Below are 25,770 nucleotides of genomic sequence, written 5' to 3'. Positions count from 1 at the left end.
GCCGCGCGCCCGCACTGGGTAGGCTGGAGCGCTTCGTCGTGAGTGGAGCGGTCGCGGAGGAATCATGGGCAAGAAGCGCAACCAGGGACGATCCGGAGGCGGTCAGGGCGGGTCCGGCGGTCAGGGCGGCGGCCGCACGGCCGAGACCGCGCTGATGGTGCGGTTCCGCAGCTGGTACCGCTCGCACCTCGCCGAGGTGGGCATGCAGCACGAGCACCTCGAGGCCGACGAGGCCGTCGAGGTGCTGACCGACCTCTTCGCGATGACCCGCGACCTGCGCCCGCGCGGCTCCTTCGCCCAGCCCGACGCCGAGCTGCTCGAGGCCGTCTTCGATCAGATCGAGGCCGACCTGTCGGGGGAGGAGAGCGAGGCCGACCTCGACGACACCCTCTTCACCGTCGCCGAGGTCGTCGAGCACTTCCTCGACTTCCTCACCGACGAGGACCTCTGGACCGGCACCGACGAGGAGCTGGACGAGTGCCAGGCCGTCCTCGACGAGGTCCTCGACCTCGCCGGCTCCTTCGTGGAGGCCGTGCTCGACGACCTCGCCGAGCTCGACGAGGTCCCGGCCGAGGAGCAGCTCTCCGCCGTCCGCGCCACCGCTCTCGTGCACGCCGCCGACGTCGTCGTCGAGCACCTCGCCGCCGACGACGGCGCGACCCTCACCGAGCGCGCCGCCCGCGAGATCGCGGTCGAGGCGGGCATCTCCTCCGCGGGATCCACCCCGAGCGACGACTCCGTCCGCATCCCGGTCTCTGCCTGGTGGGACGCGCTGGTCGGCTCGGCCGTGCTCGAGCAGGAGGGATCCGCCGCAGGTCTCGGCGAGTCCGCCGTGCTCTGGCGCAGCTCCGACGCGCACGAGGCCGCCGCCGAGCGCATCGCCTACGTCGCCCGCTTCCTCGAGCAGTGGATCCTCAGCGCGCAGACCGCGCTGGCGGCGGCGGACACCGAGGACGGCGCCTTCTCCCCGGAGGAGCGCGCGGTCATCACCACCGACGCCGTGCTGGTCCGCATCGCGGTCGCCTGCCAGGCCGAGATCCACCCGGGCCTGGTCGTCGGCGAGCTGGTCGACGAGCTGGCAGCCGACTCCGGAGTCTCGCTCGACGAGGCCCTCGACGAGCGCGAGCGCATGGTCGGCACGGCCGAGCGGATGCTCGACGACACCGCCGAGCTCGGGCTGCTGCTGCACTCGCCGGAGTTCGGCTACGCGGTGCCGGAGGGCCTGGCGCCCGTCCTCGCCTCCGTCGTCCGGGCGACGGTCGTCCTCCTCGGCGAGCGCGAGGCCACCCGCCTCGAGATCCTCGACGAGGCGACCCAGGACACGGCGACGGCCTACGCGCTCCACGTCGCCCTGCTCGGGACCAAGCCCGTCGTCTGGCGGCGCCTCGAGCTCTCCTCCGAGTCGTCGCTGCGCGATCTGCACCTCGCGCTCCAGCTCTCGCTGGGCTGGACCGACGCGCAGCCGCACTACTTCAGCGTCGGTGTGCCCGACGAGGAGCAGGCTCCGATCGGCTCGCCGTCCGACGCGGAGGAGTTCGGCGCCGATCTCGTGGACGAGGCGGGCGTCGCGCTCGCCGAGGTGCTCGAGCAGGAGCAGGACGAGCTCTTCTACGTCTACGACCTCGAGGACGAGTGGCGCCACGTCATCCGCCTGGAGTCGATCGCGCCGCTGTCGTCGGCTCTGCCGCGCTGCACGGGCGCGCGCGGCGCGGCTCCGCTCGACGTGCCGGGAGGCCCCGCGGCCTGGGCCGACACGGTGCGGGCGGCGACCGACCCGTCCTCGGCCGACCACGCGGAGGCGCTCGAGGCTCTCGGCCTCGCCGCCGGAGCCTCGTTCGATCCGGCCGCGGTCGACGTCGACGGCATCAACCGCTCGCTCGGACTCCTGCGCTCCGCCGTCTGACGCCCCGCCGCAGGGCATCACCGGAGGAGGCCCCCGCTCCCGCTCACCGCGGGCGGCGGGGGCCTCCTCCGGTGTCGGGCGTCACGGGGTGAGCAGCAGCTTGCCGATGTGGCCGGAGGAGCGCATCACGTCGTGCGCCCGCTCGGCCTCGGCGAGCGGGACCACCTCGTCCACCACCGGGCGCACCGTCCCGGCGGCGACCAGCGGCCAGACCTCCGCGCGCACCTGCGCGACGATCGCGCGCCGCTCCTCGAGGGGCCGGGCGCGGAGGGTCGTGGCGTGCACCGCCCCGCGCTTGCGCATCAGCACCCCGAGGTCGAGCGAGCCGAGCGCGCCGGACTGGTTGCCGATGAACATCACGCGCCCGCCCACGGCCAGCGCCTCCAGGTCGCGGGCCAGGTAGTCGCCGCCGACGGGGTCGAGGATCACGTCGACGCCGCGCCCACCGGTCGCCTCGCGGATCCGCTCGACGAAGTCCTCCTCGCGGTAGTCGATCAGGACGTCGGCGCCGAGCGCGCGGCACGCCTCGAGCTTGCGGGGGCTGCCGGCCGTGACGGCGACGCGGGCGCCGAGGGCGGCGGCGATCTGGATGCCCGTGGTCCCGATCCCGCTCCCGCCGCCGTGGAGGAGGACGGTGTCGCCGGATCCGAGCCCGGCCACCATCACGAGGTTCGACCAGACGGTGGACGTCGTCTCCGGGAGGGCGGCGGCCGAGACGAGGCCGACGCCGTCCGGCACCGGCAGCACCAGGCCCGCGTCGACCGCGACGTACTCCGCGTAGCCGCCGCCGGAGAGCAGCGCGCAGACCTCGTCGCCCTCCGAGAACCCGGTCGCGTCCTCGCCGAGCGCGACGACCGTGCCGGACACCTCCATGCCGAGGATCTCGGAGGCGCCGGGCGGCGGCGGGTAGACCCCGCCGCGCTGGCCGAGGTCGGCGCGGTTGACGCCGGCGGCCGCCACGCGGACGAGGACCTCGCCGGGTCCGGGGGAGGGCGTCGGCACCTCCTCCAGCACGAGTCGGGAGTCGGGGCCGGGGTTCTCGATGCGGATCGCCTGCATGAGGGGGATGCTACGCCGCGGGCCTCGGCGCTCGCGGTGCTCCCGTCCGGCGAGGGGCCGGCTCAGCGCTGCTCCGCCAGGAACGCCAGCACCGCGTCCTTGAAGCCCCGCGCGGGCACGGTGCTGGTGTGGTCGCGGCCGGGGACGCTCACGAACCGCGCCCCCGCCTCCGCCGCCAGCAGCTCACCGCCGGGAGCGATCGGATCCGCGCCGCCGGTCACGAGCAGCGTCGGCAGGCCGGGGTGCCGCCCGTGCTCCGGGTGCGCCCCGCCGCGGACGCCGTCGGCCACCGCCACCAGTGCCGCGAGGTCGTTGCCCTGCACGCCCTCCGCCATGCCGATGAAGGCGCGGGTGAAGCCGTCGTCGATCTCGCCGCCGGAGGCGACGCGGGCCCGGGCCGCCTCCGCGTCGAAGGAGCGGAGGGGCTCGCCCACGGTCAGCCCGCCGAGGCTCAGCGATGCGAGCCGCTCCGGGTGCTCGAGTCCCAGCACCCAGCTCATCCGGGCGCCGAGGGAGTAGCCGAGGACGTGGGGTGCCTCGAGGTCGTAGGAGTCGAGCACCCGCACCAGGTCGGCCACCATGGTGTCCACGCTGTAGGAGTCGGAGTGGTGCGGCTTCTCGCTCGCGCCGTGCCCGCGCTGGTCGAGCGCCACGACGCGGTACCCGGCCCGGTGCAGCGTCCGCAGCCAGCCCGACGTCTCCCAGTTGAGAACGGCGTAGGAGGCGAAGCCGTGCACGGCGAGGACGGTCGGGGCGCTCTCCTCGCCGACGGAGTAGGTGGCCAGCCGCACTCCGTCGTCGGCCACGACGTAGACGGGCGGAGGGAAGGCGATCACTCCACCACCCTGCCCGCCGCCGCGGGGTCGAGGGGGTACCGCGCCGCGGACACGCCGGGCGGAGTCCCAGGAGCGGAGAGCCGCCGTGCCCGGTGTCCCCGGACGGTCAGCGCGGCGGACGGGTGGAGCGGGCGAAGGGCACGGCGATCCAGAGGCGCACGGTGCGTCCCTGGCCGGACCGGATCCCGAGGACGACGCACAGCACGAGGTTGAGCACGGCCAGCGCGAGGATCGCCGAGATCGTCGCGAGCGGCCAGTCGGCGCCGAGCGAGTCGCGCACCGACACCAGCGCGAGGTGGAGCGGGACCAGCATCAGCTGGAGTGCGAGGTAGGTGAGCTGCCAGTTGACGGCGACCAGCCCGTTCCGGTCGCTGAGGGTGCCGATCCGCCGCCGCGACCCCCACACCATCACCGTCGCCGTGAGGGAGATCACGGGGGAGATCACCACGAAGCCGGCGAGCGCCGAGAGCCCGGCGAACCAGACGGCCCGGGCGCCCTTGCGGTCCCGGGTGCGGTGCCGCAGCTCGTCGTCGTCCATCGTCGCCGCCTCCTCGCGCCGGGACCAGTCTCGCACCCGCCCCCGCCTCGAGGCGGGGGATCGCCCCCGAGTTCCGGGGGTTCCCCGGATGGGGCGGGTCCGGGCGCGTCCGTAGCGTGGAGGCATCGCCGGAGCACACCGGCAGCACCGCCGGCCCGCCCGGCGGCACCGCATCCCGCCGGGCGACCGGCACCCGAGAAGGAGCACACCGTGACCACCGACGACCGCACCGCCCGCCTCTCCACCCCCGCCGACGAGCAGCCGACCGTGGACCTGGGCGCGTCCGCCGTCCTCACCGAGGAGCGGCCGTCCGCCGGGGAGCGCCCCGCCGCCGACGAGTCCGCCTCCTCGCAGCAGGCCCGCGCCCCCTACGGCACCCCCGCCGTCCCGCCCGCGGCGCTCGCCCCGGCGCCCTCGACCCCGTTCTCGCTCACCAGCCTGATCCTCGGCGTCACCTCCGTCTTCTTCGGACTGACCGTGATCGCTCCGGCCGCGGGCCTCGTCTTCGGCATCCTGGGCCTGCGGAGGGAGCCGTCCGGCCGCACGCTCTCGATCTGGGGCATCGTGCTCAACTCCGTCATGCTCGGCCTCGTCCTGCTGTTCGCGATCGCCGTGCTCGTCGTGGTCGTGCTCGTTCCGCTCGCGGCCCTCGCGTCGGGCAGCGACTACCGCTGATCCGCCGCTTCCCGCGTCCCGCGCCTCCTGTCCGCTCCTGCGGCGGGAGGCGCGGTCGTTCCGCGCCCGCCGAGCGGACGCTCCGCGCCCGCGTCCGCCGCCGCCCCGTGCCCCGGCGATAGGCTGGCCGCGCAGTTCGCGAGCCCCCTGCACCCTCCGGGGCCGCACGACGACAGCAACGGAGCTGGACGTGACCCTCGCACCGAGCACCCTCCCCGACCGCGACCCGGAAGGCAGAGCCCTGGACGACACCGAGACCCCCGCCACGCGCACCGAGAGCGACTCCCTCGGCTCGATGGAGATCCCCGCCGAGGCCTACTGGGGCATCCACACGGCGCGGGCCCTCGACAACTTCCCGATCTCGAAGCGCCCCATCTCGATCTACCCCGATCTCGTCCGGTCCCTCGCCACGGTCAAGCTCGCGGCCGCCCGGGCCAACACCGAGCTCGGCAGTCTCGCCCCCGCCAAGGCCGAGCTGATCGAGGCCGCGTGCCGCCGCATCATCGACGGCGAGTTCCACGACCAGTTCGTGGTCGGGGTGATCCAGGGCGGCGCCGGCACCTCGACGAACATGAACGCGAACGAGGTCGTCGCCAACGTCGCACTCGAGATCGGCGGCTTCGAGCGGGGCGACTACGCGCACCTGCACCCCCTCGACGACGTCAACCGCAGCCAGTCCACCAACGACGTCTACCCGACCGCGATCAAGATCGCGATGACCTGGTCGCTGCGCCGCCTGCTCGACGAGCTGGCGCTGCTGCGCGAGTCGTTCTCCCGCAAGGCGGTCGAGTTCGGCAGCGTCCTGAAGGTCGGCCGCACGCAGCTGCAGGACGCGGTGCCGATGACGCTCGGCCAGGAGTTCCACGGCTTCGCGACGACCCTCGGCGAGGACCACGCCCGTCTCTCCGAGACCATCTGGCTGCTCGCCGAGGTCAACATCGGAGCCACCGCGATCGGCACCGGCATCACCGCCGATCCGCGCTACGGCGCAGCTGCGGTCCGCCACCTCAACGACATCACCGACCTCGACCTCGAGATGGCGCAGGACCTCGTCGAGGCGACGAGCGACACCGGCGTCTTCATGTCGTTCTCGAGCGCGCTCAAGCGCTCCGCGATCAAGCTGTCCAAGATCTGCAACGACCTGAGGCTCCTCTCCTCGGGCCCTCAGGCCGGCTTCGGCGAGATCAACCTGCCTCCGCGCCAGGCGGGATCCAGCATCATGCCCGGCAAGGTGAACCCGGTCATCCCCGAGGTGGTCAACCAGGTCGCCTACTCGGTGGCCGGGGCCGACGTCACGGTCACGATGGCGGCCGAGGCGGGTCAGCTCCAGCTCAACGCCTTCGAGCCGGTGATCGCGCACTCGCTGCTGCAGAGCATCACCTGGATGACGCAGGCCTGCAGGACGCTCCGCGAGAACTGCATCGACGGCATCACCGCGAACGTCGACCGGCTCGAGGCCATGGTCGCCTCCTCGGTCGGCGTCGTGACGGCGCTCACCCCGAGCATCGGCTACACCGCGTCCGCCGCCCTCGCGAAGGCCGCCCTCGCGACCGGCCGCAACATCGCCGACCTGGTGGTCGAGGCGGGGCTGATGTCCCGCGAGGAGGTCATGCGGCTGATCTCGCCGGCGCGGCTCTCGGGCATCGAGGCGATGACCGCGGCGCTCCCGATCATCGACCCCGCGCCGGAGGCGTGACCGCGGCCGCGAGGCGCGCCCCGGCGTAGCTGCGCCAGGGCGCCCAGCGGCGTCCGGCCTCGGTCAGCGCGCGCTCGCCGGCGGGCAGGCCGAGCGCCGCCGCGCCCCGCCGGAGCACGGGATCCCCGGTGAGCAGGACGTCGGGATCTCCGGTCGCCCGCTGCGCCACCTCGCCCGCCGTGGCGGCGTCGATCCCGGGGACCGCCAGCAGCTGCTCGGCGAGCTCCTCCCGGTCGGCGTCGAGCCGCAGGGCTCCCTCGGCGAGCAGCGTGCAGGTCCGCACCAGCACGTCGGCGGATCCGCGGAGCACGTCGGCGGCGTGCTCGGCGATCACCGCGGGGGAGGGGAAGGCGCGTGCGATCGATCCGCTCGCCACAGACTCCGGGAGCGTCGCGCCGAGCGCCGCGACCAGCCGTGCAACCTCCCGCCGGCCGAGCAGCGCGCGCACCAGCGTCTCGGCCGGATCGACGGAGCCGGGCACGCGGACACCGGGGCGGGCGGCGACGCTCGGAGCGAGTGCGGGATCGGCCGCGAGGGCCTCGTCCACGGCCCGGGCGTCCGCGTCCAGGTCGAGAACCCGCCTCACCCGGGCGACCAGCGGCCCGACGTCGGCGACGGAGACGAGAGTCGCGCTGCAGCGGACGCTCTCCCCGTCCGCCGCCAGCCGCACCAGTGCCGCGCCCCCGGGCAGGACGAGCGAGCGCGCGTAGCCGCCGGGGGACGCCTCCTCGATGCCCGGGAGCGCGGCGCCGCCGAGCACGTCGAGCACCCCGGGATCGAACGGAGCCCGCACTGCCAGCCGGAGCTCCAGCGTGGTCGCGCCGTCGTGGACGCTCGCCTCGGAGCGCGTGCCGCGGGCCGAGGCGCGCAGGGCCGTCGGGGTCCGCTCGTACACCTCCGCCAGGGTCGCGTTGAACTGCCGGATACTCGTGAAGCCGGCGGCGAAGGCGACGTCGGACACGGGCAGGTCGGTGCTCGTGAGCAGGAGCCGGGCGGTCTGGGCGCGCTGGGCGCGCGCGAGCGCCAGCGGAGGCGCGCCCAGCTCCTCGCGCAGGATGCGGCCGAGGTGGCGCGCGCCGTAGCCGAGCCGGGCGGCCAGCCCCTCGACCCCCTCGCGGTCGACCACTCCGTCGGCGATCAAACGCATGGCGCGCGCCGCCGTGTCGTCGCGCAGGTTCCACTCGGGGGAGCCGGGGACGGCGTCCGGCAGGCAGCGCTTGCAGGCGCGCAGCCCCGCCTCGTGCGCGGCGGCGGCCGTCGGGTAGAAGCGCACGTTCGCGCGCCGCGGTGTGATGGCGGGGCAGCTCGGACGGCAGTAGATGCCGGTGGTGTGCACGCCGGTCAGGAACCGCCCGTCGAACCGGGAGTCGCGGGAGGCGACGGCGCGGTAGCGCTCCTCGAAGAGCGGATCGGAGTCGGGCACGCCTCGAGCCTCGCACGCGGCGGCGTCGAGCAGGAGCGGGAATCGGACACGGGCGTCGGCACCCCGGCCCTCCTCCACGCGCCCGGCGCGTGTCAACCGCCGACAGTCCACCCCGCCGGTGCCCTACTGTCGGCCCCATGAGCGCCTATCCGCCGCCCGCCCCGCCCGCCACCGCCCGCCCCTCCGCCGTGCCGACCGTGCTCGGCTCGATCGGCGTGGCGCTCCTCGGGATCCTGCTGCTGCTCGTGCTCGCCTACGTGGTCCTCGGACTCGGCGTCAGCGCCGCGGGGATCTGCGCGGTCATCGCCCTCGTCCCGCTGACCGTGGTTCTGCTGGGCGTCCGCTGGGTCGACCGGTGGGAGCCGGAGCCCGCGCTGGGCCTGTGGTTCGCGTTCCTCTGGGGTGCGGCCGGATCCGTCGCGATCGCGCTCCTGGTCGATCTCGGCGTGCAGATCGCCGTCTACGCGTCCGGGCAGCAGCCGAGCGGATCCGACTTCGTCGGCGCCGTGATCCAGGCGCCGCTGGTCGAGGAGACGGCCAAGGGGATCGGCGTCCTCCTCGTCTTGCTGATCTGGCGCCGGACCTTCGACGGACCCGTCGACGGCATCGTCTACGCGGCCGTCGTCGCCTCCGGGTTCGCCTTCGTCGAGAACATCCTCTACTTCGGCAGCGCGCTGGTGGAGGGCGGTCTCGGCTCGCTCGCCGTGACCTTCTTCCTCCGCGGGGTGCTCTCGCCCTTCGCGCACGTGCTCTTCACCGCCTGCACGGGCGCGGCCCTCGGCTTCGCCTCGAACCGGCCCGCCGTCGCGCGGCTGCCCATCGCCCTGCTCGGGCTGGCGCTCGCCGCGTTCCTGCACGCGCTCTGGAACGGCTCGTCGTTCCTGGTGTCCGACTGGTTCGGCTTCTACGGCGTGGTCCAGGTGCCGCTGTTCGCGGTCGCCGTGGTCGTGGTGGTGCTGCTGCGCCGGCAGGAGCGGCGCGTGACGCTCCAGCGGCTCGACGACTACGCCGTCGCCGGCTGGCTCTCGCCGGCCGAGGTGCGGATGATCGGCACCGCGGAGGGGCGCCGCACCGCCGCCCGCTGGGCCCGCAGCGCGGGAGGGGATCGGCCGCGGGCGATGCGGGACTTCCTCCGCTCGGCGACGCGGCTCGCGCACCACCGGCAGCACCTCCTGCTCGGCCGCGGCGGACGCACCGGAGCGGTCGACGAGCAGGTCCTGCTCGACGAGCTCGTCGCCCGCCGGGCGGTGCTCACCCGCTGAGCCGGGGCCACCCCCGCTCAGCCCCGGCGCGCTAGGCGGAGGCGCTGCGCACGCGGCGCTCGCCGGCCGTCACGGGCACGCCGAGCCGGTTCTGCGCGGGCGGCAGCGGGCAGTTGTAGTGGGGCGAGAAGCCGCACGGCGGGATGTACGCCCGGTTGAAGTCCAGGAGCACCGGACCGGGGGCACCCGCGTCGGCCGCGCCGCCGATCCGCTGCACGACGAGGAAGCGGCCGACGGGGTAGCTCGCGAGCTCCGGGTCGTCGCTGCGGTTGGTCGGATCGCCGAACGGGACGAGGAGCGTGCCGCCGTCGTCGAACGCCGCGACCGTGTACTCGCGGGCGCGCCCGTCGTCTACGAGCGAGAAGGTGATGTCGCCGGGCACGACGAGCTCGCGGGTGGCGCCGTTGTCGCGCAGGTGCTCGAACGGGACCGTGCGATCCTCGGCGACCGGCTCGAACCACGCCTCGAGCACCCAGGCGGCGTCGAACGGGAAGGTCTCGATGGCGTCGAAGGAGCGGATGCCGTCGGAGGCCGCGTCCCAGACGCGGTAGCCGTACTCGGGCTCGCCGGTGTCGAGGTTCTCGCGGCGCATCCGCGTCAGGGTCGCCGAGGGGCCGTAGCCGGCCAGCGCCTGCTCGTCGTCGACGCTCTCGCCGGGCTCGAGCCAGCGCGTCTCGACGAGGGCGAGATCGCCCCGGGGTCCGGTGACGCGCTCGACGCGTCGGGCGAGCCACGACTCCCAGCCGGCGCGTGCCGACTCCGTGAGGTCGATCGAGGCGCGGGAGGGGGCGGTGACGCTGCTGCTCGGAGTGGCCATGGGGCGTGCAACGCGGGGCCGTCCGGTTCTCTTCCCGGTCGATGACCGGACGGAGGACGGACACCCGCGAGAAAGAGCTCGACGCCCTGCGGCAGCGGCAGGGCCGGCTGCTCGGACGGGGCGTCGAGCTCTTCGTGAGAGAGAGGATGCTCCTCCGCGGCGCCGAGCGCAAGAGGCATCCGGATCCCGCTGTCGGCACGGGCCGCTTCGGATCGCTCGGTAGACTGGACCGCCTGTTTTCCCGCGGCCCCCGGAGCGCATCCCGCGCCTCCCGGTCCCGCGGCGGCGGACCCTCGGAAGGCGGACGATGACGGACGGCAGCACTGTGCAGGCCACCGAGCTCTCTCGGGAGCGCGACTACGTGGCGGCGCTCTACGCCCGCCTCGACGAGCTGATCGCCCAGGCCCGCGAGGCTCTGGACACCGTCCGCATCGAGAGCGTCGGCGGCAACCACCAGAGCCGCTCCGAGCGCGACGCGTACGCGCGGCTCTACGAGGACCGCATCCGCTCGCTCACCGGCGCCGACGACCGGCTCGCCTTCGGCCGGCTGACGCTCGCGGACGCCGACGCCGAGCACCGCTACATCGGCCGGATCGGCCTGCGCGACGAGGAGCAGGACACGCTGCTGCTCGACTGGCGCGCCCCGCAGTCGGCCGCGTTCTACCAGGCCACCGCCGCCCGGCCGATGGGGACGCGCGCCCGGCGCCACCTCACCACTCGGGGCCGCGAGGTCCTCCGCTTCGAGGACGAGGTCTTCGACGAGGAGCTGCTGCGCGAGGGCACCGTGCTGCAGGGCGAGGGCGCGCTCATGGCGGCCCTCGGCGCGCAGCGCACCGGCCGTATGCACGACATCGTCGCGACCATCCAGAGCGAGCAGGATCGCATCATCCGGTCCGAGCTGCGCGGCGTGCTCGTCGTGCAGGGCGGGCCGGGCACCGGCAAGACCGCGGTCGCCCTGCACCGGGCCGCCTACCTCCTGTACTCCTACCGCGACCGCATCGCCTCCTCCGGCGTGCTCGTGGTCGGCCCCTCGCGGTCCTTCCTCCGCTACATCGAGGCGGTGCTGCCCTCGCTCGGCGAGACGGGCGTCGTCCTCTCGACGCTCGGCCAGCTCTACCCGGGCCTCGACCTCGTCGAGGAGGACGTGCCCGCGATCGCCCGCGTGAAGGGCTCGGCGCGGATGGCGGAGCTGCTCAAGCGCGCGGTCCGCTCCCGCCAGACCGTCCCGGCCGAGACCCAGGTGCTCGACGTCAACGGCGAGAAGCTCCGTCTGGAGCCGCAGGACGTGGAGCGCGCGATCACCCGGGCGCGCGACACCCGCAAGCCGCACAACGAGGCGCGCGTCTCCTTCGTCAAGACGCTGCTCTCGCAGCTCACCCGCCAGCTCGCCGATCAGCTGCGGAGCCACGGCAGCACGGTCGACGAGGCCGACGAGGCGGTGCTGCGCGAGGACGTGCGGACCGCCCACGACGTCCGCGTCGCTCTCAACACCGCGTGGATCCCGCTGACCCCCGAGAAGCTGCTGCAGGACCTCTACGCCCGTCCGAACTGGTTCGCGACGCTCACGCCGCGCTGGACCGCCGCGCAGCGCTCCCTCCTCCGCCGCGACCGCGACGCTCCGTTCACGGTCTCCGACGTGCCGCTGCTCGACGAGGCCGCGGAGCTGCTCGGCGCCTACGACGACCACGCCGACGCCTCGAAGAAGGCCGAGAAGGAGCAGCGCAAGCGCGACGTCGAGAACGCGGAGGCCGCGATCCGCAACATGGGCGTCGACGGCCTCGTCAACGCCAAGGACCTCGCGGCCGGCTTCGCCGAGCGCTCGGTGCTCGGCACCACCGCCGAGCGGGCCGCGGCCGACCGCACCTGGACCTACGGGCACGTCGTGGTCGACGAGGCGCAGGAGCTCTCGCCGATGCAGTGGCGGGTGCTGCTGCGCCGCTGCCCGATGCGCTCGTTCACGATCGTGGGCGACGTCGCGCAGGCGTCCGGCGCCTCCGCCGCCTCGAGCTGGGACGCCGCGCTCCGCGACACCTTCGGCCGCCAGGGCCGGGGAGTGGAGGCCGCGCCGTGGCGCCTGGAGGAGCTGACGGTCAACTACCGCACGCCCGCGCAGATCGTCGCCTTCGCCGAGCGGACGGCGCGCGAGAACGGGCTGGAGATCACGCCGGGGGAGGCCGTGCGCTCCACCGAGTGGCCGGTGCGGACGATCCGCGACCGCGGCGACGCGAGCCTCTCGGAGCGCGTGCTGGCGGCCGTCGTCGAGGACCGGGCGATCGAGGCGGAGGGGACGCTGGCGGTCATCGCGCCCGACGACGACCTCGCCGCGATCGCCGAGCGCCTCGAGGAGCGGTTCGGCCGGGAGGTGGGCCGCGGAGCGACCGGGCTCGACCGCGCGATCGCCGTGCTGTCGACGAACGACGCCAAGGGGCTCGAGTTCGACTCCGTGATCATCGCCCGCCCGCGCCTCATCGCGCAGACCGGCGAGCGCGGCGCCGCATCGCTCTACGTCGCGATGACCCGGCCGACGCAGCGCCTCACGCTCGTGGAGTGAGTGCTCGCAGCCCGCTCCCGGACTCCGCTCCCGAGCGCCCTAGGATCGAGGCATGAGCAGCGAGAACCTGACCAAGCCCGAGGTCGACGCCCCTGAGGGCCCGGCCCCCGACACCCTCGTCGTCGAGGACATCGTCGTCGGCGACGGCGCCGAGGCGCAGCCCGGCTCGACCGTCGAGGTCCACTACCTCGGCGTCGAGTACGACACCGGCGAGGAGTTCGACTCCTCCTGGAGCCGCGACCAGTCGATCAACTTCCCTCTCAACAACCTCATCCGCGCCTGGCAGCAGGGCATCCCGGGGATGAAGGTCGGCGGCCGCCGCAAGCTGATCTGCCCGCCCGCGCTGGCGTACGGCCCGGCCGGCGGAGGGCACCCGCTCTCCGGCAAGACCCTGATCTTCGTGATCGACCTGCTCGGCACCAAGTAGCTCCGAGCACACGAAGAAGGCGCAGCTCCTAACGGGGCTGCGCCTTCTTCACGCGGTCGACCAGCTCGCGCCAGGCTCCGTCGAGCTCGGTCTCGCCGAGGCGGACGTGGTGCGTCTGCACGCGGATCTCGTAGACGAAGCGGTCGGCCCGGCCGGGGGACTCGCCGTCGGCGGCGTCCCAGGGGAGCGAGCCGAGCAGGTCGCGCCATGCGCGCTCGTCGGGCTGCTGCTCGACGTCGACCCGCCACACGCGGCGGAGGCCGGCGAATCCGCCGCTGCGCGACACGATGACGTCCATGCGCGCGATGCTACCCGCCTCCGCCCTCGAGCGGACCGGCTCAGGCGGACAGCGTCACGCCGACCGTCGTCCAGCCGGTGCGCACGGCGGCCTCGACCTCGGAGCCGGATCCGTAGCGCTCGGCGGCGGCCTGCACGGTGAGCGCGGCGAACGCCTCGAAGTCGGCCGTCGCGGTGAGGACGCCCCCGGTCAGCACGTCGTACCAGACCTGCCCTGCGCGCTCCCACGCCTTCCCGCCGAGGGTCGTCGCCGCCACGGCGAACGCGCGGTTGGGGATCCCCGAGTTGATGTGCACTCCGCCGTTGTCGTCGTCGGTCTCGACGTAGTCGGCCATCGAGCCCGGCTGCGGGTCGGAGCCGAGGACGTCGTCGTCGTACGCGGTGCCGGGGGCGATCATCGACCGCAGGGCCGTGCCCTGCACCTCGTCGGTGAAGAGCCCCTCGCCGATCAGCCAGCTCGCCTCATCGGCGCTCTGGCCGGCACCGTACTGCTCCAGCAGGGCTCCGAACACGTCCGAGACCGACTCGTTGAGCGCCCCGGACTGGCCGCGGTAGACGAGGTTCGCCGTGTACTCGGTGATGCCGTGGGCGAGCTCGTGGCCGATCACGCTCTGCGAGACGGTGAAGCGGCGGAACACCTGGCCGTCCCCGTCGCCGAAGACCATCCGCGAGCCGTCCCAGAAGGCGTTGTCGTAGTCGTCGCCGAAGTGCACGGTCGCGTCGAGCGGGAGCCAGGCGTCGTCGATCGAGTCGCGGCCGTACGCGCCCTGCAGGAAGGCCGACATCGCGCCGAGGCCGTCGTACGCCTCGTCGACGGCCTCGTCCCCCGTGGCCGCCTCGCCCTCGCGGCGGACGACCGTGCCGGGCAGGGTCTCCTCGGTCCGCGCGTCCGCGATGGTGCGCTGGAGGGACTGCACGCGGGTGCGCGGCGAGGACGACGCGGCCGCGGTCGGCGCCCCGCGGTCGGGCGCGGGCTCTCCGGGCCGGACGCGCCGGAACGGCACGTCCTGCTCGAGCGAGCGGCTCGCGGCCCGCGCGGCCCGGGCGAAGGCCGGATCGTCGAGGCGGGCGATGCGGACGAGGAGGTACGGCGGCACGACGGTTCGTCTCATGCCCCGATCCTGGCACCGACGTCCGACACGGTCCCGGGCTCGCCCGGCGGGCCCGCATGCGGTAGCGCCGAGCGGTAGCGTGAGCGCGACGAGCGGTTTCCAGCGATCCGGGGCCAGGCCCCGAGGACGACGAGGGCGGACATGGGCATCATCACGCGGGGCTTCTTCGGCAAGAGGGAGGCGGACCCGGACCTCCCGCCGGGCCAGCACCTCGAGAACGGCTTCCCCGTCCTCTCGATCGGGCCCACCCCGAACATCCACGAGTGGGCCTTCTCCATCGACGGCGGCCCCGCGGGCGTCCGCCGCTGGAACCGGGAGGAGTTCGACGCGCTTCCGCACGAGGATGTGCACACCGACATCCACTGCGTGACCCGGTGGTCGAAGCTCGGCACCAGCTGGCGCGGCGTCTCGGTCGACACGCTGCTGGAGGGCCTGGGGACGGACGCCGGCTTCGTCATGGCGCAGAGCTTCGGCGGCTACACGACGAACCTCCCGCTCGCCGAGATCCGCGGCGGGAGGGCCTGGGTCGTCACCGAGTTCGAGGGGAAGCCCCTCGCGGCCGAGCACGGCGGCCCCGCCCGGCTCCTGGTGCCGCACCTCTACTTCTGGAAGAGCGCGAAGTGGGTCCGGACGCTCCGCCTGATGCCCGGCGACGAGCCCGGCTTCTGGGAGCAGAACGGCTACCACATGCACGGGGACCCCTGGAAAGAGGAGCGCTACTGGTGATGTGGACGGAGGCGGTGGCCGAGTCGGTCGCGCCGCTCACCCCCACGTCGCGCCTTCTGGTGCTCCGCGTGCCCGGGTGGCCGGGCCACCTGGCGGGGCAGCACCTCGACGTGCGCCTCACCGCGCCCGACGGCTACCAGGCGAGCCGCTCCTACTCGATCGGCGCCCCGGCCGACGGGGAGCGGGTCGAGCTCGCGGTCGAGAGGCTGGACGACGGGGAGGTCTCCCCGTACCTGGTCGACGACCTCGAAGCGGGCGACCGGCTCGAGATCCGCGGTCCGATCGGCGGCTGGTTCGTCTGGCGTCCGGAGCAGGCGGAGCCGGTGCAGCTGATCGCGGGCGGGAGCGGCGTGGTGCCGCTGATGGCGATGGCGCGCGAGCACGCCCGGTCCGGGAGCGCGGCGCGGATGCAGCTGCTCTACTCGGTCCGCTCGCCCGTCTTCGCCTACTACCGCGAGGAGCTGGCGGCGCTCGCCGAGCGGCCGGCCGCGACGGGCGGAGTCGCGGTGGACCATGTCTTCACCCGGGTGGCGCCGGCGGGAGCGGCGCGTCCGGCCGGCCGCGTCACTCCGGAGCTGCTCGCCGAGGCGGCTCTGCCGGCCCCGCTCGAGCCGACCGTCTACGTGTGCGGCCCGACCTCGTTCGTCGAGGCCGTCGCCACCGCCCTGGTCGAGCAGGGCCACGCGCCCGAGCGCGTCCGCACCGAGCGCTTCGGCGGCGCCTGACGCCTTTCCCCGCGAGGCGCCGCGCCCCGGCGGCGCCCCGGGGGGAGGGATCACTCGAAGGAGACGGTGCGGTTCTCTCCGATGTCGGGCTGTCCGCCGGTGACGGCGGCCTTGAGGACCTTGAACAGCACCACCGGACGCGGCTCGTCGGTCGCCCACAGCTCGACGGTCTCGGCCTCGACGCGGATCAGCGCGACGGTCGGGTCGTCCTTGCCGTCGGGGAACCAGCCGGCGACGGCCGGGGACCACAGCTCGTCCACCTTCGCCGGGTCGTGCACGACGGTCGCCGAGCCGGCCACCGACAGGTAGCCCTTCTTCGACTCGAACGCGACGTTGACGCTCGGGTTCGCGCGGATGTCGTCGACCTTGGGCGACGGGTCCTGCGTGAAGAACCACAGCTCGCCGTCGAAGTCGATGTCCTGGGCCTTGAGCGGACGGCTGACGAGCTGCCCGGTGGCGTTGACGGTGGTGAGGAGCCCGATCCCGGCGCTCTTCACCATCTCGGTGATCTGCTCGCGGTCGTCGGAGTCGGCGGGAGTGATGTCGGTGTCGGTCATGGTGCCGACGCTACGCGGACCGCGCGCCGCCGCAAGGGGTGGCGACGCCTCACCGCGCGTGTCTAGCGTCGAGGCATGGACACCGAATCGACGTACACCGCCATCCTCGACAGTGGAGCGGAGCAGGAGAGCATCCGCCTCGAGATGATCGACGGCTCCCCGCAGCGCTCCTTCACCCGCCTGGCCGACATCGACGGCGAGGAGGTCGAGGTGGTCTGGGAGCTGGAGCCCGACGACGACGGCTTCCACGTCTACCGCCCGGTGCGGGTCGAGGGCCGCGACGACGACAGCGGACTGGTCTCGGACGACCGGCTGACCGACGGCGGCGGCGCCGACGCGGCCTCCGGCGACTGATCCTCGGCGCGCCCGTCCGCCGGCCTGAGCCGAGCGGGCGGGCGCGCTGTCCCATCCGGCTCGAGGGAGACGCCCCCCGCTCAGGCCGTCGGGTGCAGGGCGTCGTACCCACGGAACCCCGGTCGCAGGCGCAGCACCGCGGCGAGGATCGCGATGATCGCGAGCCCGCCCGCGAGCGGCGGCAGCCAGAGCAGCGCGAGCGAGGCGAGCAGTCCCGTGTAGAGGTCGCCGACCCGCGGGCCGCCCGTCACCACGACGATGAACACGCCCTGGAGCCGACCCCTCATGTTGTCCGGGACCGCGGTCTGCAGCATCGTCTGCCGGAAGATCGAGCTGACGTTGTCGGAGGCGCCCGCGCCGGCCAGGGCGACCGCCGCCAGCGCGATGAGCACCGCGTTCGGCGCCGACGCGTCGTGCTGCACGAGTGCGGCACCGAGCAGGACCGCGCCGAACGCGACCACGAACGCTCCGTACACCTGGATCGAGCGGCCGATCGCGAGGCCCTGTCGGCGGACCCCGGTGAGCCGGCCGGAGAAGACGCCGCTGATCAGCGCCCCGGTCGCGAACGCGGCCGTGAGGGCGCCCACCGTCACCGCGCCTCCGCCGAGCAGCACGGCGGCGGCCGCCGGGAAGACCACGCGCGGCTGTCCGAAGGTCATGGCCACGATGTCGACCAGGAAGGACATCCGGATGTTCGGGGCGCCCTTCAGGAAGCCCAGGCCGTAGCGGAGGGACTTCAGCCCCGGCCGCTGCCGCTCGCCCTCGGGCACGAGCGCCGGCAGCCCCGCGATGCCGAGGAACGCGGCGAGGAACAGCACGACGTCGATCGTGTACGTGATCGCGAAGCCGGAGGAGGCGACCAGCACGCCGGCGAGGGCGGGCCCCACGGTCACCTCGACTCCGCTCGCGATGCCGCCCAGCGCGGCGGCGGCGGGGACCAGCTCGGTGCGGAGCAGCCGCGGAGCCAGCGTCATCCGGGTGGTCACGATCACCGTCGTCGCCACCGCGTTCACGGCGGTGAGCACGTAGAGGGAGAGCGGGGTCTCGGCGCCGAGCCAGGCGAGGGCCGCGATCCCCGCCGTCGAGCCCCAGGCCACGACCGCGGCGAGCAGGAGCACCAGGCGGCGGTCGAACGCGTCGGCGAGCATCCCGCCGTAGAGGCCGGCGATCACGGTCGGGACCAGCGCCACCACGCCGACCAGCGCGACCGCGAGGGTCGATCCGGTGAGCTCGTAGATGTGCAGGCCGACCGCGACGATCGTCATCTGGCCGCCGATGCCCGAGATCACGTTGCCGGCCCAGAGCCGGGCGAAGGCCGGGGACTCGCGGAGGGGGGAGACGTCGAGGACGTGGCTGCGCCGGGGGGCGCGGGGGGTCTGGCTCACTCGCTCCATTCTGCTGACTCCGCCGCCCCGGCGGGCCGCGTCGCGCCGATCCGGGGGCTCAGGGGTCATCCCCTAGGGTGAGAGGCATGAGCACGTCATCCGACGGCGCGCCCGGGCGTCAGGGTCCTCCTGCCCCGCGAGCAGCCGGAGCCGCCCCCTCGCGACGCTCGATCCGCACCGCCGCCGAGGCGGGCGCGCGTCGCGCGGCGGCCGCCACGGGCGGTCGGCGCAGCTCCACGGGCGGCGTCCGCGCCGGAGCCGCTCGGACCGGTGCCACGGCCTCGGGAGCCCGCGGGTTCCTCCGCCGCTACGGAGCCGGGATCGTCTCGGTCCTCCTGGCCGTCCTCGCCGTCCCGCTGTCGTTCTTCGTCTGGTACGCCCTGATCTCGCTCGGCGCCTACCCGGGCGACCAGGCCGTCAGCGACCTGCTGGTCGGCGTGCTCTACACCGCGCTCGTGCACGCGGTCCTGCTCGCCGGGATCCTGCTCGCCGTCTCCACCCTCCGCGCCCGGCGTCGCGAGAAGCGCCCGCCGATCGCCGGCTGGATCGGCGTGGTCCTCAACGTCCTCGTGCTCGTCTACTGGCAGCTGCTGGTCTCGCCGTGGCTCGTCGTGCTCTGGAACCGGGCCACCGGCTCCTGATACCGCCCTCCCTCTGGTAGAGTCGTCCGGTTGCCGTTCGACGGCCGCGGATCAAGAGAGCCCACGCATCAGGCGCCGGGCACCGCGCAACGAGAGAGAGGGGATCCCATATATGGCACTCGAAGCAGATGTCAAGAAGGCGATCATCGAAGAGTACGCGACCCACCCCGGTGACACCGGATCCCCCGAGGTGCAGGTGGCCGTCCTGACCAAGCGGATCAAGGACCTCACCGAGCACCTCAAGGAGCACAAGCACGACCACCACTCGCGTCGTGGTCTGCTGCTGCTCGTGGGTCAGCGTCGTCGACTCCTCGGCTACCTGTCGGATGTGGACATCAACCGCTACCGCTCGCTGATCGAGCGTCTCGGTCTGCGCCGCTAGCTCCTCCCGGAGCAGGGCGCGGTCTCGATGACACCGCGAACTTCTTGCCGAACGGGCCGTCCTCCTCGCGGAGGGCGGCCCGTTCCGCGTTCCCGGGCGGACGAGGCGCGCGGCGCCGGTCAGGGCAGGGGAGCGGGGCGGTCGACTCCGCCCCACGAGTAGCCGCTCGAGGCCGAGAACCAGTCGGCCGCGGCCCGCTGGAGCGCCGTGTCCTCCTCGGGGCGGCCGGGAGCCTCCACGGCGTCGACGAGCCCGGGCAGGGCGATCCGCCAGGCCGCCGCGCTGCGCTGGGCGCGGGCCCAGTCGCGCGCGCACACCGGGTCCTCGGCGGCCGCGGCGAGAGCCCGCGGCGAGGTCACCCGCCAGCCGGTGTCCGACTCCGCGACCACGACCGCGCAGGTGAGCGCGGCGCCGCGGATGATGCTGTCGGGACCGGCGGAGGGGCCGATCGCCTGATCCTGAGCCGCGACCACCGCGGTGAGCGCGAGCTGCAGCCGGGTCGAGGGCTCGTCGGGCCGCGGTCGGATCCTCCCGTCGCCGGCCGAGACCGAGGCCGACGATCCGGGTGCGAGGAGCAGCCCGGAGGAGGACTGCGACGCGTGCAGGCTCAGCAGCCCCGTCACTCCGTCCGTCCCGCTCGTCACGCCCCGCACCGAGGAGTCGCCGAGACTCCAGACGACGGGGGTGCGGTTGTGGATCGTGAGGCGCCGGTGGTCCTCGTCGAGGCAGGCCACGAGGTGGCCGGCCGGCACGCCCGCTCCGCCCTCGAAGGCGGACGAGGCGGCCAGCAGCTCCCGGGCGTCGTCGCACTGGGCGGGGGCGTCGGAGGCGGCGGCGGCCTGGTCGGCGACCGGCGCCCTGGGGGCGAGGGAGCCCTGCACGCCCGCGACCGCCGCCGTGGTGAGCGCCGCGGCGGCGAGGAGGAGGACCACGCCGCGCCTGCCCATCCTCCGCACCTCCTGGTCGGAGGCTAGCCCGGCACGGGCGCTCGGGCCAGCGCCGCGAGGGGCTCGCGAAGCGTCCGGCAGGAATTCTTTCGAGGAATCTCAGACCGGGTGCATCCGAGGAGGCGCCTCGGGCGGAAGTAGTGGTGAAGGCCCTTCTCGACCACCCCCCGACCCCTCGCGGGTCCCATCGTGAAAGAGGAACACCGTGACCACCTCCCGCTTCTCCCGCAGCCTGCTCGCCGGTGCCTGCATCGGAACCCTGGCCGTCGTCGGCATCGCCGCCACGCCCGCCGCCGCCGCCGACGCCGACTCGGCCGACCTCTCGGTCCTGCACGCCGTCCCCGACACCCCGGTCGACGTGTACGTCGACGGCAAGCTGACGCTCGACGACTTCACCCCCGGTTCGCTCGCCGGCCCGCTCGACCTCCCCACCGGCACCTACAAGGTCGCCATCACGGCCTCCACCGCCGCGGACGCCAGCGCCCCCGTGATCGGCCCGATCGACATCAGCCTCGAGGCGGGCAAGAGCTACACCGTCGCGGCGCACCTCACGCCGGACAACACCCCCACCGCGACCCTCTTCACCAACGACATCTCGAAGACCGCCGCGGGCGAGGGCCGGCTCACGGTCCGCCACATCGCCGCCGCTCCGGCCGTGGATATCCTCGCCGGCGGGTCGCCCGTCCTGACGAACGTGACGAACCCGAACGAGGGCGTGCTGAACCTCGCCCCGGCCACGATCTCGACCGTGGTCGCCGCGACCGGAACCACCGCGCCGGTCATCGGCCCGGCCGACGTGCAGGTCCAGGAGGGCGTGAACACGATCGTCTACGCCTGGGGCAGCCTGGAGAAGGGCAACCTCGCCCTCGCGACGCAGACCATCGACGGACTGCACTCCTCGCCGTCGGGCGTCCCCGCCGGTGAGGCCGGCCTCGCGGCGGACAACCGCCCCGACGCCGCCGCGGGCTGGTGGGGCGGAGCACTGCTCGCCGCCCTCGCCGCTGCCGGCGCCGTGCTGATCGGCCGCCGCACCGCCGCCTCGCGTCGCTGACCCGAGGATCCGACCGCCGGGTCGGCCGTGCTGGAGCGCGGCCGTCCCGGCACCCCCGACCACGACCCAGGAGGACGCCATGAGCCGGAGCCCCTTCCCTCTGCGCGTCCTCGCCGTGGTCGGGCTGATCGTGGCCGGTGCCGGTCTCGCCGGATGCGCGGCGCAGGAGTTCCGGGTGGAGCCCGCTCCCGCCGCCGTCTCCTCGGCGCCCCAGCAGCCGGTGCCGGCCACGGTCCCCTCCTCGCCCGCGGCGGCCCTGCCGGAAGCGGTGCCGTCCGTCCCGGTGGCGGACGCCCGGCTCGGCGCGACCCCCGCCCCCACCGCGCTCGCTCCCGAGCGGCTCGTCGTCGACGGGCTCCCCGTCGACATGGCCGTCGAGCCGGTCGGAGTCGCGGACGACGGCACGATGGAGCTCGTGCCCGACACGCAGGTCGCCGGCTGGTACCGCTTCGGCGCCGGCCTCGACGAGCCGGAGGGCACGGTCGTGATCGCCGCGCACGTCGACTCCCTCGCCTACGGCCTCGGGCCGTTCGTCGAGCTGAAGAAGGCGGTCCCGGGCCAGACCGTGACCCTCACCGGCGCGGACGGCGCGGAGCGCGCGTACACCGTCTCGACGGTGGAGACCACGGAGAAGACCACGGTCGACCTCTCGGCCGTGTTCGCCGCCGACGGACCGCCGCGGCTGGTCCTGATCACCTGCGGCGGCGACTTCGACTACGACACCCGCCACTACCTCAGCAACGTGGTGGTCACGGCCGTCCCGGCCGGCTGATCCGCCCGCCCGAGCCTCAGCGACGTACGATGAGCCTCGCAGCGCCGCACGCCCCCGGGCGGCAGCGCTCCCCGCAGCCCTGGAGGGACCCCCTGATCGAGACCATCGAGCCCGCCGACGGCGCCGAGCCCGACAGCGCTCTCGTGGCCCGGCTCGGCCGCCGCTTCGCCGCAGGGGAGGAGTCGGCGCTCGCCGAGGCGTACTCGCGCTGGTCGCCGCTGGTCTTCACGCTGGCGCTGCGCTCGCTCGGCGACCGCGGCGACGCGGAGGACGTGGTGCAGCGCGTGTTCGTCTCGGCCTGGACCTCGCGCTCGGGCTTCGACCCCGGACGGGCGGCTCTCGGAGCCTGGCTGGTCGGGATCTCCCGGAGGAGGATCGCGGACGCGCACGAGGCGCGGGCGCGCGAGCGGAGGCTCACCGAGGCCCTCGTCGCCGTCACCCCGGTCGAGGAGGGGGAGGCCCCCGTCGACCTCGAGGCGCGGATCCTGATCGCCGACGAGCTGGCCCGCCTGGATCCCGTCCCCCGGCGGGTGATCGGCCTCGCCTTCTACGAGGACCTCACCCACACCGAGATCGCCGAGCGCACCGGCCTGCCGCTCGGTACCGTCAAGAGCCACATCCGCCGCAGCCTCGACCGGCTCCGCTCCCGCCTGGAGGTGAGCAGCACATGACCCACCTCGATCCCGACGAGCTCGCCCTGCTCGCCCTCGGCGAGCACTCGAGCGACGCCGAGCAGGCCCACCTGCGCGACTGCCCCGACTGCGCCCGGCAGCTGGTCGAGCTCGGCCACGCCGCGGGCCTGGGCCGTGCGAGCCGTGCTGTCGAGCTGGAGGCGCCGCCCGCGATCGTCTGGGACCGCATCCGCGAGGAGCTCGCCCTCGGCGACCTCGGGCCCGGCGCCCTGCCGTCGTCGGCCGCTGCCGTGCCGCCTCCGCTCGCCCTTCCCCCGGGACGGCACCGTCCCGCCCGCCGCCGCCGGCCCCGCGCTCTGAGCGCCGTGCTGGCCGCTCTCGGCGCGCTCGTCATCGGGGTCGCGGGCGGAGCCTGGTGGCAGGCCTCGCGGAGCGACGACACCGCCGCCGTCGTGGCGCGCGCTGATCTCGCCGCTCTCCCCGACTGGCAGGGAGCGAGCGGAACCGCCGAGCTGGAGGACGCCGACGGCACCCGCCGCCTGCACGTGCACCTCGATGCGCAGAGCGCGGACGACTCGTACCGGGAGGTCTGGCTCCTCGCCGCCGACGCCTCCGGGCTGGTCGGCCTCGGCGTGCTCGACGGGACCGACGGCGTCTTCGCCGTGCCCGACGACGTCGACCTCGCCGAGTACCCGCTCGTGGACGTCTCCCAGGAGCCGTTCGACGACGACCCGGAGCACTCCGGCGACTCGATCGTCCGCGGCCCCCTGCGCGAGGGCTGAGGCCTAGGCCGACCGCTCCGCCAGCACGGCCGTGAGCGCCTGCACCGCGGCGGAGGGGCGCGGCGCCGTGCAGACCGAGAGCTCCCAGACCAGCCCCGGCCAGTCGAGCGCGAGGGCCGTGACGCCCTCCAGCGGCTCGACGCCCGCGCGCGGCACGATCGCCGGACCCAGCCCCGCCTGCACGAAGCGGGGGATCCCCGGCAGATCGGCGACCTCGGTGGCCACCCGGCGCGACGCCCCGGCCTCGCGGAAGGCGAGGTCGACGGCGACCCTGTTGCCGAAGCCGGCGGGCGTGTCCACGAAGGTGAGCCCGTCGAGGTCCTGCGGGGAGGGCGGTCCCGCCGCGGCGAGCGGATGCGCGCTCTCCACCAGCAGGACGTAGTCGCTGCGCACCAGCCGCGTCACCGCCAGGCCCCGCAGCTGCGTCGCCGGCAGTGCCAGCAGAGCGGCGTCGAGCAGGCCGCGGCGCAGGTCCTCGGCGAGACCGGTGGAGCCGGTGGTCGAGGTGCGCAGGAGCAGGTCCACCAGCGGGTGCCGGGTGCGGAAGACGCCGAGCGCGTCGGGCAGGTCGACGAGGTCGAGGGCGGAGAAGGTGCCCACCCGCACCCGCCCGCGGAGCCCCGCCGCGTCGTCGGCCGCGAGCGAGCGCATCCGGTCGAGGCTGTCGATCGCCGATCGGGCCGAGGGCAGGAGCGCCTCGCCGACCGCGGTGAGCGCCACCCGCCGGGTCGAGCGGGCGAACAGCGGCGAGCCGAGCTCCTGCTCGAGCGAGCGGATGCTCGCCGAGAGGGTCGACTGCACGACGAACAGGCGCGCGGCCGCCCGGGTGAAGCTGAGCTCCTCGGCGACGGCGACGAAGGAGGCGAGCTGGCGGTCGTCCATGCGCCCATTATCCAACAGGGACGATCAATCCATCCGTGATCCTCCGTTGGACACGGATGATGGGGCGGAGCACTGTGGACACCGTGACCACCACCGAGCGCTCCCTCCCGTCCGTCCACCGCCGCGAGCTCCCGCACCGCCACGGCTTCTGGGTGATCGCCGTCGCCTTCCTCACGGTGATGGCGTTCTCGACCGTGCCGACACCGCTCTACGCGATCTACCAGCAGCGCGACGGGTTCCCGGCCTTCGTCGTCACCGTGGTCTTCGCCGCGTACGCGGTCGGAGTCGTGGCGAGCCTCTTCCTCGCCGGGCACGTCAGCGACTGGCTCGGCCGCCGCCGGATCCTGCTCGCGTCGATCCTCGTCGAGGTCCTGGCGGCCGCCGTGTTCCTGCTCTGGCCGGCCGTGCCCGGGCTGATCCTCGCGCGCCTGCTGACCGGGCTCGGCGTCGGCGCGCTCACCGCGACGGCCACCGCCCATCTCTCGGAGCTGCGCGCCGTCGCCCGCCCGGAGGAGGGCCCCGGCACCTCCCGCGCCGTCTCCGCCCTCGTCAACATGGGCGGGCTGGCGCTCGGCCCGCTCGTCGGCGGGGTGTTCGCCGTGACGGTGCGCGAGCCCCTGGTCGTCCCGTACGCCGTGTTCCTCGTCCTCCTGGTCGTCCTCGGGATCGGCGTCGCGCTCGTCCCCGAGACGGTCGAGCGGCGCGAGGTCCTCCCGGCCTACCGTCCGCAGCGCCTGGCCGTGCCGGCCGCCTCCCGCGGCGTCTTCCTCTCGGCCGCGGTCGGCGCGTTCGCCGGGTTCGCCGTGTTCGGCCTCTTCACCTCGCTGGCGCCGACCTTCCTCGCCGGGCGCTTCGGCGAGACCTCCCACCTCGAGGCGGGCGCGGTCTCCTTCGGGGTCTTCGCCGCCGGAGCCGTCGCGCAGCTGGTCTCGATCCGACTGTCCTCGCGGACGGCGCTCCGCCTCGCGGCCGTGGCGCTGACGGCCGGGCTGCTGCTGGTCGCGACCGGCGCCGTGATCGTCTCGGTGCCCGCCTTCATCGTCGGCGGGGTGCTCGCGGGAGCGGGCGTGGGCCTGCTCTTCCGCCTGGCGCTCGGAGTCGCCGGCTCGCTCGCCACCGACGAGACCCGCGGCGAGGTGCTCGCGGCCGTGTTCCTCGCCGCCTACCTCGGCCTCGCGGTGCCGGTCCTGGCGATCGGTGCCGCGCTCGCGCTCCTGCCGGCCGTCCCGGTCCTGCTCGGCTTCGTCGCCGTCGTGCTCGTCCTGGTGCTCGCGGCGATCGCGCGGATGCGGCGCACCGCCTGACGCGAGCGGGGGAGGGGCCGCGCGCTGGACAATG

The 25,770-nt window shown here is 74.4% G+C and carries 27 protein-coding genes; 16 read left to right on the top strand and 11 right to left on the bottom strand.

The genetic code is table 11. From position 1 onward, the window contains the following. The first annotated feature begins 64 nt into the window (after positions 1 to 64). The gene (locus tag C5C59_RS02315) at positions 65 to 1,903 is read left to right on the top strand and encodes a plasmid pRiA4b ORF-3 family protein (protein ID WP_104239105.1); all 1,839 of its coding nucleotides are present in this window, start codon (positions 65 to 67) and stop codon (positions 1,901 to 1,903) included. 81 nt (positions 1,904 to 1,984) lie between these two features. Here C5C59_RS02315 and C5C59_RS02310 read toward each other — a convergent pair whose 3' ends face one another. The 3 genes from C5C59_RS02310 to C5C59_RS02300 all read right to left on the bottom strand — a co-directional run bounded on the left by C5C59_RS02310 (position 1,985) and on the right by C5C59_RS02300 (position 4,372). Continuing rightward, a complete protein-coding gene (locus tag C5C59_RS02310) occupies positions 1,985 to 2,962 on the bottom strand; it encodes an NAD(P)H-quinone oxidoreductase (RefSeq protein WP_104251213.1) in 978 nt (325 codons plus the stop codon). Between the two features lie 62 nt (positions 2,963 to 3,024). Then, the gene (locus tag C5C59_RS02305) at positions 3,025 to 3,798 is read right to left on the bottom strand and encodes an alpha/beta fold hydrolase (protein ID WP_104239103.1); all 774 of its coding nucleotides are present in this window, start codon (positions 3,796 to 3,798) and stop codon (positions 3,025 to 3,027) included. Positions 3,799 to 3,904: 106 nt separating this feature from the next. After that, entirely contained in the window at positions 3,905 to 4,372 is a 468-nt protein-coding gene (locus tag C5C59_RS02300) for a DUF4870 domain-containing protein (RefSeq protein ID WP_181127854.1), read from the bottom strand. A gap of 174 nt (positions 4,373 to 4,546) precedes the next feature. Here C5C59_RS02300 and C5C59_RS02295 point away from each other — a divergent pair, with 174 nt between their 5' ends. Together C5C59_RS02295 and C5C59_RS02290 are read left to right on the top strand one after the other, a co-directional pair. Next, entirely contained in the window at positions 4,547 to 5,011 is a 465-nt protein-coding gene (locus tag C5C59_RS02295) for a DUF4190 domain-containing protein (RefSeq protein WP_104239101.1), read from the top strand. A 241-nt stretch (positions 5,012 to 5,252) separates the two neighbouring features. Further along, positions 5,253 to 6,707, top strand: coding sequence for an aspartate ammonia-lyase (locus C5C59_RS02290; RefSeq protein WP_258062548.1), 1,455 nt, complete (start codon positions 5,253 to 5,255; stop codon positions 6,705 to 6,707). Here C5C59_RS02290 and C5C59_RS02285 read toward each other — a convergent pair. Then, a complete protein-coding gene (locus C5C59_RS02285) occupies positions 6,682 to 8,130 on the bottom strand; it encodes an Ada metal-binding domain-containing protein (RefSeq protein WP_181134805.1) in 1,449 nt (482 codons plus the stop codon). The two genes, C5C59_RS02290 and C5C59_RS02285, sit on opposite strands and share 26 nt — an antisense overlap. Positions 8,131 to 8,267: 137 nt before the next feature. On the opposite strand from C5C59_RS02285, the gene C5C59_RS02280 reads away from it, so the two are divergent. Continuing rightward, positions 8,268 to 9,392, top strand: coding sequence for a PrsW family intramembrane metalloprotease (locus C5C59_RS02280; RefSeq protein ID WP_104251212.1), 1,125 nt, complete (start codon positions 8,268 to 8,270; stop codon positions 9,390 to 9,392). 31 nt (positions 9,393 to 9,423) lie between these two features. Here C5C59_RS02280 and C5C59_RS02275 read toward each other — a convergent pair whose 3' ends face one another. Then, positions 9,424 to 10,209 carry a DUF1684 domain-containing protein gene (locus C5C59_RS02275; protein WP_104239030.1) on the bottom strand — a complete coding sequence of 262 codons (786 nt, stop codon included), beginning with the start codon at positions 10,207 to 10,209 and terminating at the stop codon, positions 9,424 to 9,426. A 307-nt stretch (positions 10,210 to 10,516) separates the two neighbouring features. Between C5C59_RS02275 and C5C59_RS02270 the strand changes: the two genes are divergently transcribed. Together C5C59_RS02270 and C5C59_RS02265 are read left to right on the top strand one after the other, a co-directional pair. Continuing rightward, positions 10,517 to 12,760, top strand: a complete 2,244-nt coding sequence (locus tag C5C59_RS02270; RefSeq protein ID WP_104239031.1) for a UvrD-helicase domain-containing protein — start codon at positions 10,517 to 10,519, stop codon at positions 12,758 to 12,760. Positions 12,761 to 12,812: 52 nt separating this feature from the next. Continuing rightward, positions 12,813 to 13,187 carry an FKBP-type peptidyl-prolyl cis-trans isomerase gene (locus tag C5C59_RS02265; RefSeq protein WP_104226280.1) on the top strand — a complete coding sequence of 125 codons (375 nt, stop codon included), beginning with the start codon at positions 12,813 to 12,815 and terminating at the stop codon, positions 13,185 to 13,187. A gap of 28 nt (positions 13,188 to 13,215) precedes the next feature. On the opposite strand, the gene C5C59_RS02260 is transcribed toward C5C59_RS02265, so the two are convergent. Beyond that, the gene (locus C5C59_RS02260; RefSeq protein WP_104239032.1) at positions 13,216 to 13,485 is read right to left on the bottom strand and encodes a protealysin inhibitor emfourin; all 270 of its coding nucleotides are present in this window, start codon (positions 13,483 to 13,485) and stop codon (positions 13,216 to 13,218) included. 40 nt (positions 13,486 to 13,525) lie between these two features. Further along, on the bottom strand, positions 13,526 to 14,596 hold the full coding sequence (locus C5C59_RS02255; protein WP_104239033.1) for a M4 family metallopeptidase: 1,071 nt from the start codon (positions 14,594 to 14,596) through the stop codon (positions 13,526 to 13,528). 141 nt (positions 14,597 to 14,737) lie between these two features. Here C5C59_RS02255 and C5C59_RS02250 point away from each other — a divergent pair, with 141 nt between their 5' ends. Next, entirely contained in the window at positions 14,738 to 15,322 is a 585-nt protein-coding gene (locus C5C59_RS02250; protein WP_104239034.1) for a molybdopterin-dependent oxidoreductase, read from the top strand. After that, positions 15,322 to 16,047: a ferredoxin reductase gene (locus C5C59_RS02245; RefSeq protein ID WP_104239035.1), complete on the top strand. Its 726-nt coding sequence runs from the start codon at positions 15,322 to 15,324 to the stop codon at positions 16,045 to 16,047. The genes C5C59_RS02250 and C5C59_RS02245 overlap by 1 nt, the downstream gene beginning before the upstream one ends. Positions 16,048 to 16,097: 50 nt before the next feature. On the opposite strand, the gene C5C59_RS02240 is transcribed toward C5C59_RS02245, so the two are convergent. After that, positions 16,098 to 16,604: a pyridoxamine 5'-phosphate oxidase family protein gene (locus tag C5C59_RS02240; protein ID WP_104224818.1), complete on the bottom strand. Its 507-nt coding sequence runs from the start codon at positions 16,602 to 16,604 to the stop codon at positions 16,098 to 16,100. A 75-nt stretch (positions 16,605 to 16,679) separates the two neighbouring features. Between C5C59_RS02240 and C5C59_RS02235 the strand changes: the two genes are divergently transcribed. Next, a complete protein-coding gene (locus C5C59_RS02235) occupies positions 16,680 to 16,958 on the top strand; it encodes a hypothetical protein (RefSeq protein WP_104224817.1) in 279 nt (92 codons plus the stop codon). A gap of 80 nt (positions 16,959 to 17,038) precedes the next feature. Here C5C59_RS02235 and C5C59_RS02230 read toward each other — a convergent pair whose 3' ends face one another. After that, entirely contained in the window at positions 17,039 to 18,343 is a 1,305-nt protein-coding gene (locus C5C59_RS02230; RefSeq protein ID WP_258062533.1) for an MFS transporter, read from the bottom strand. A gap of 86 nt (positions 18,344 to 18,429) precedes the next feature. Here C5C59_RS02230 and C5C59_RS02225 point away from each other — a divergent pair, with 86 nt between their 5' ends. Then, complete coding sequence (locus tag C5C59_RS02225; protein WP_104224815.1) at positions 18,430 to 18,984, top strand: hypothetical protein; 555 nt, start codon at positions 18,430 to 18,432, stop codon at positions 18,982 to 18,984. 112 nt (positions 18,985 to 19,096) lie between these two features. After that, a complete protein-coding gene (gene rpsO / locus C5C59_RS02220) occupies positions 19,097 to 19,366 on the top strand; it encodes a 30S ribosomal protein S15 (RefSeq protein ID WP_068252328.1) in 270 nt (89 codons plus the stop codon). A gap of 119 nt (positions 19,367 to 19,485) precedes the next feature. Here the strand turns inward: rpsO and C5C59_RS02215 are convergent, their stop codons facing one another. Continuing rightward, a complete protein-coding gene (locus C5C59_RS02215; RefSeq protein ID WP_104239037.1) occupies positions 19,486 to 20,313 on the bottom strand; it encodes a hypothetical protein in 828 nt (275 codons plus the stop codon). 205 nt (positions 20,314 to 20,518) lie between these two features. Here C5C59_RS02215 and C5C59_RS02210 point away from each other — a divergent pair, with 205 nt between their 5' ends. The 4 genes from C5C59_RS02210 (at position 20,519) to C5C59_RS02195 (ending at position 23,550) form a co-directional block, all read left to right on the top strand. After that, positions 20,519 to 21,364: a DUF4397 domain-containing protein gene (locus C5C59_RS02210; protein ID WP_104239038.1), complete on the top strand. Its 846-nt coding sequence runs from the start codon at positions 20,519 to 20,521 to the stop codon at positions 21,362 to 21,364. Between the two features lie 79 nt (positions 21,365 to 21,443). Beyond that, positions 21,444 to 22,136 carry a class F sortase gene (locus C5C59_RS02205; RefSeq protein ID WP_104239039.1) on the top strand — a complete coding sequence of 231 codons (693 nt, stop codon included), beginning with the start codon at positions 21,444 to 21,446 and terminating at the stop codon, positions 22,134 to 22,136. Positions 22,137 to 22,165: 29 nt separating this feature from the next. Next, positions 22,166 to 22,807 carry an RNA polymerase sigma factor gene (locus C5C59_RS02200; RefSeq protein ID WP_104239040.1) on the top strand — a complete coding sequence of 214 codons (642 nt, stop codon included), beginning with the start codon at positions 22,166 to 22,168 and terminating at the stop codon, positions 22,805 to 22,807. Next, positions 22,804 to 23,550: an anti-sigma factor gene (locus C5C59_RS02195; RefSeq protein ID WP_104239041.1), complete on the top strand. Its 747-nt coding sequence runs from the start codon at positions 22,804 to 22,806 to the stop codon at positions 23,548 to 23,550. Before C5C59_RS02200 ends, C5C59_RS02195 begins: the two co-directional genes overlap by 4 nt. Positions 23,551 to 23,553: 3 nt before the next feature. Here the strand turns inward: C5C59_RS02195 and C5C59_RS02190 are convergent, their stop codons facing one another. Further along, positions 23,554 to 24,432 carry a LysR family transcriptional regulator gene (locus C5C59_RS02190; protein ID WP_104239042.1) on the bottom strand — a complete coding sequence of 293 codons (879 nt, stop codon included), beginning with the start codon at positions 24,430 to 24,432 and terminating at the stop codon, positions 23,554 to 23,556. 83 nt (positions 24,433 to 24,515) lie between these two features. Here C5C59_RS02190 and C5C59_RS02185 point away from each other — a divergent pair, with 83 nt between their 5' ends. After that, positions 24,516 to 25,736 carry an MFS transporter gene (locus C5C59_RS02185; RefSeq protein ID WP_258062532.1) on the top strand — a complete coding sequence of 407 codons (1,221 nt, stop codon included), beginning with the start codon at positions 24,516 to 24,518 and terminating at the stop codon, positions 25,734 to 25,736. Positions 25,737 to 25,770 lie beyond the last annotated feature (34 nt).

The sequence above is a fragment of the Rathayibacter sp. AY1F4 genome (assembly GCF_002931775.1).
Lineage (GTDB): Bacteria > Actinomycetota > Actinomycetes > Actinomycetales > Microbacteriaceae > Rathayibacter.
This window is presented reverse-complemented; position numbering and strand designations above follow the sequence as displayed.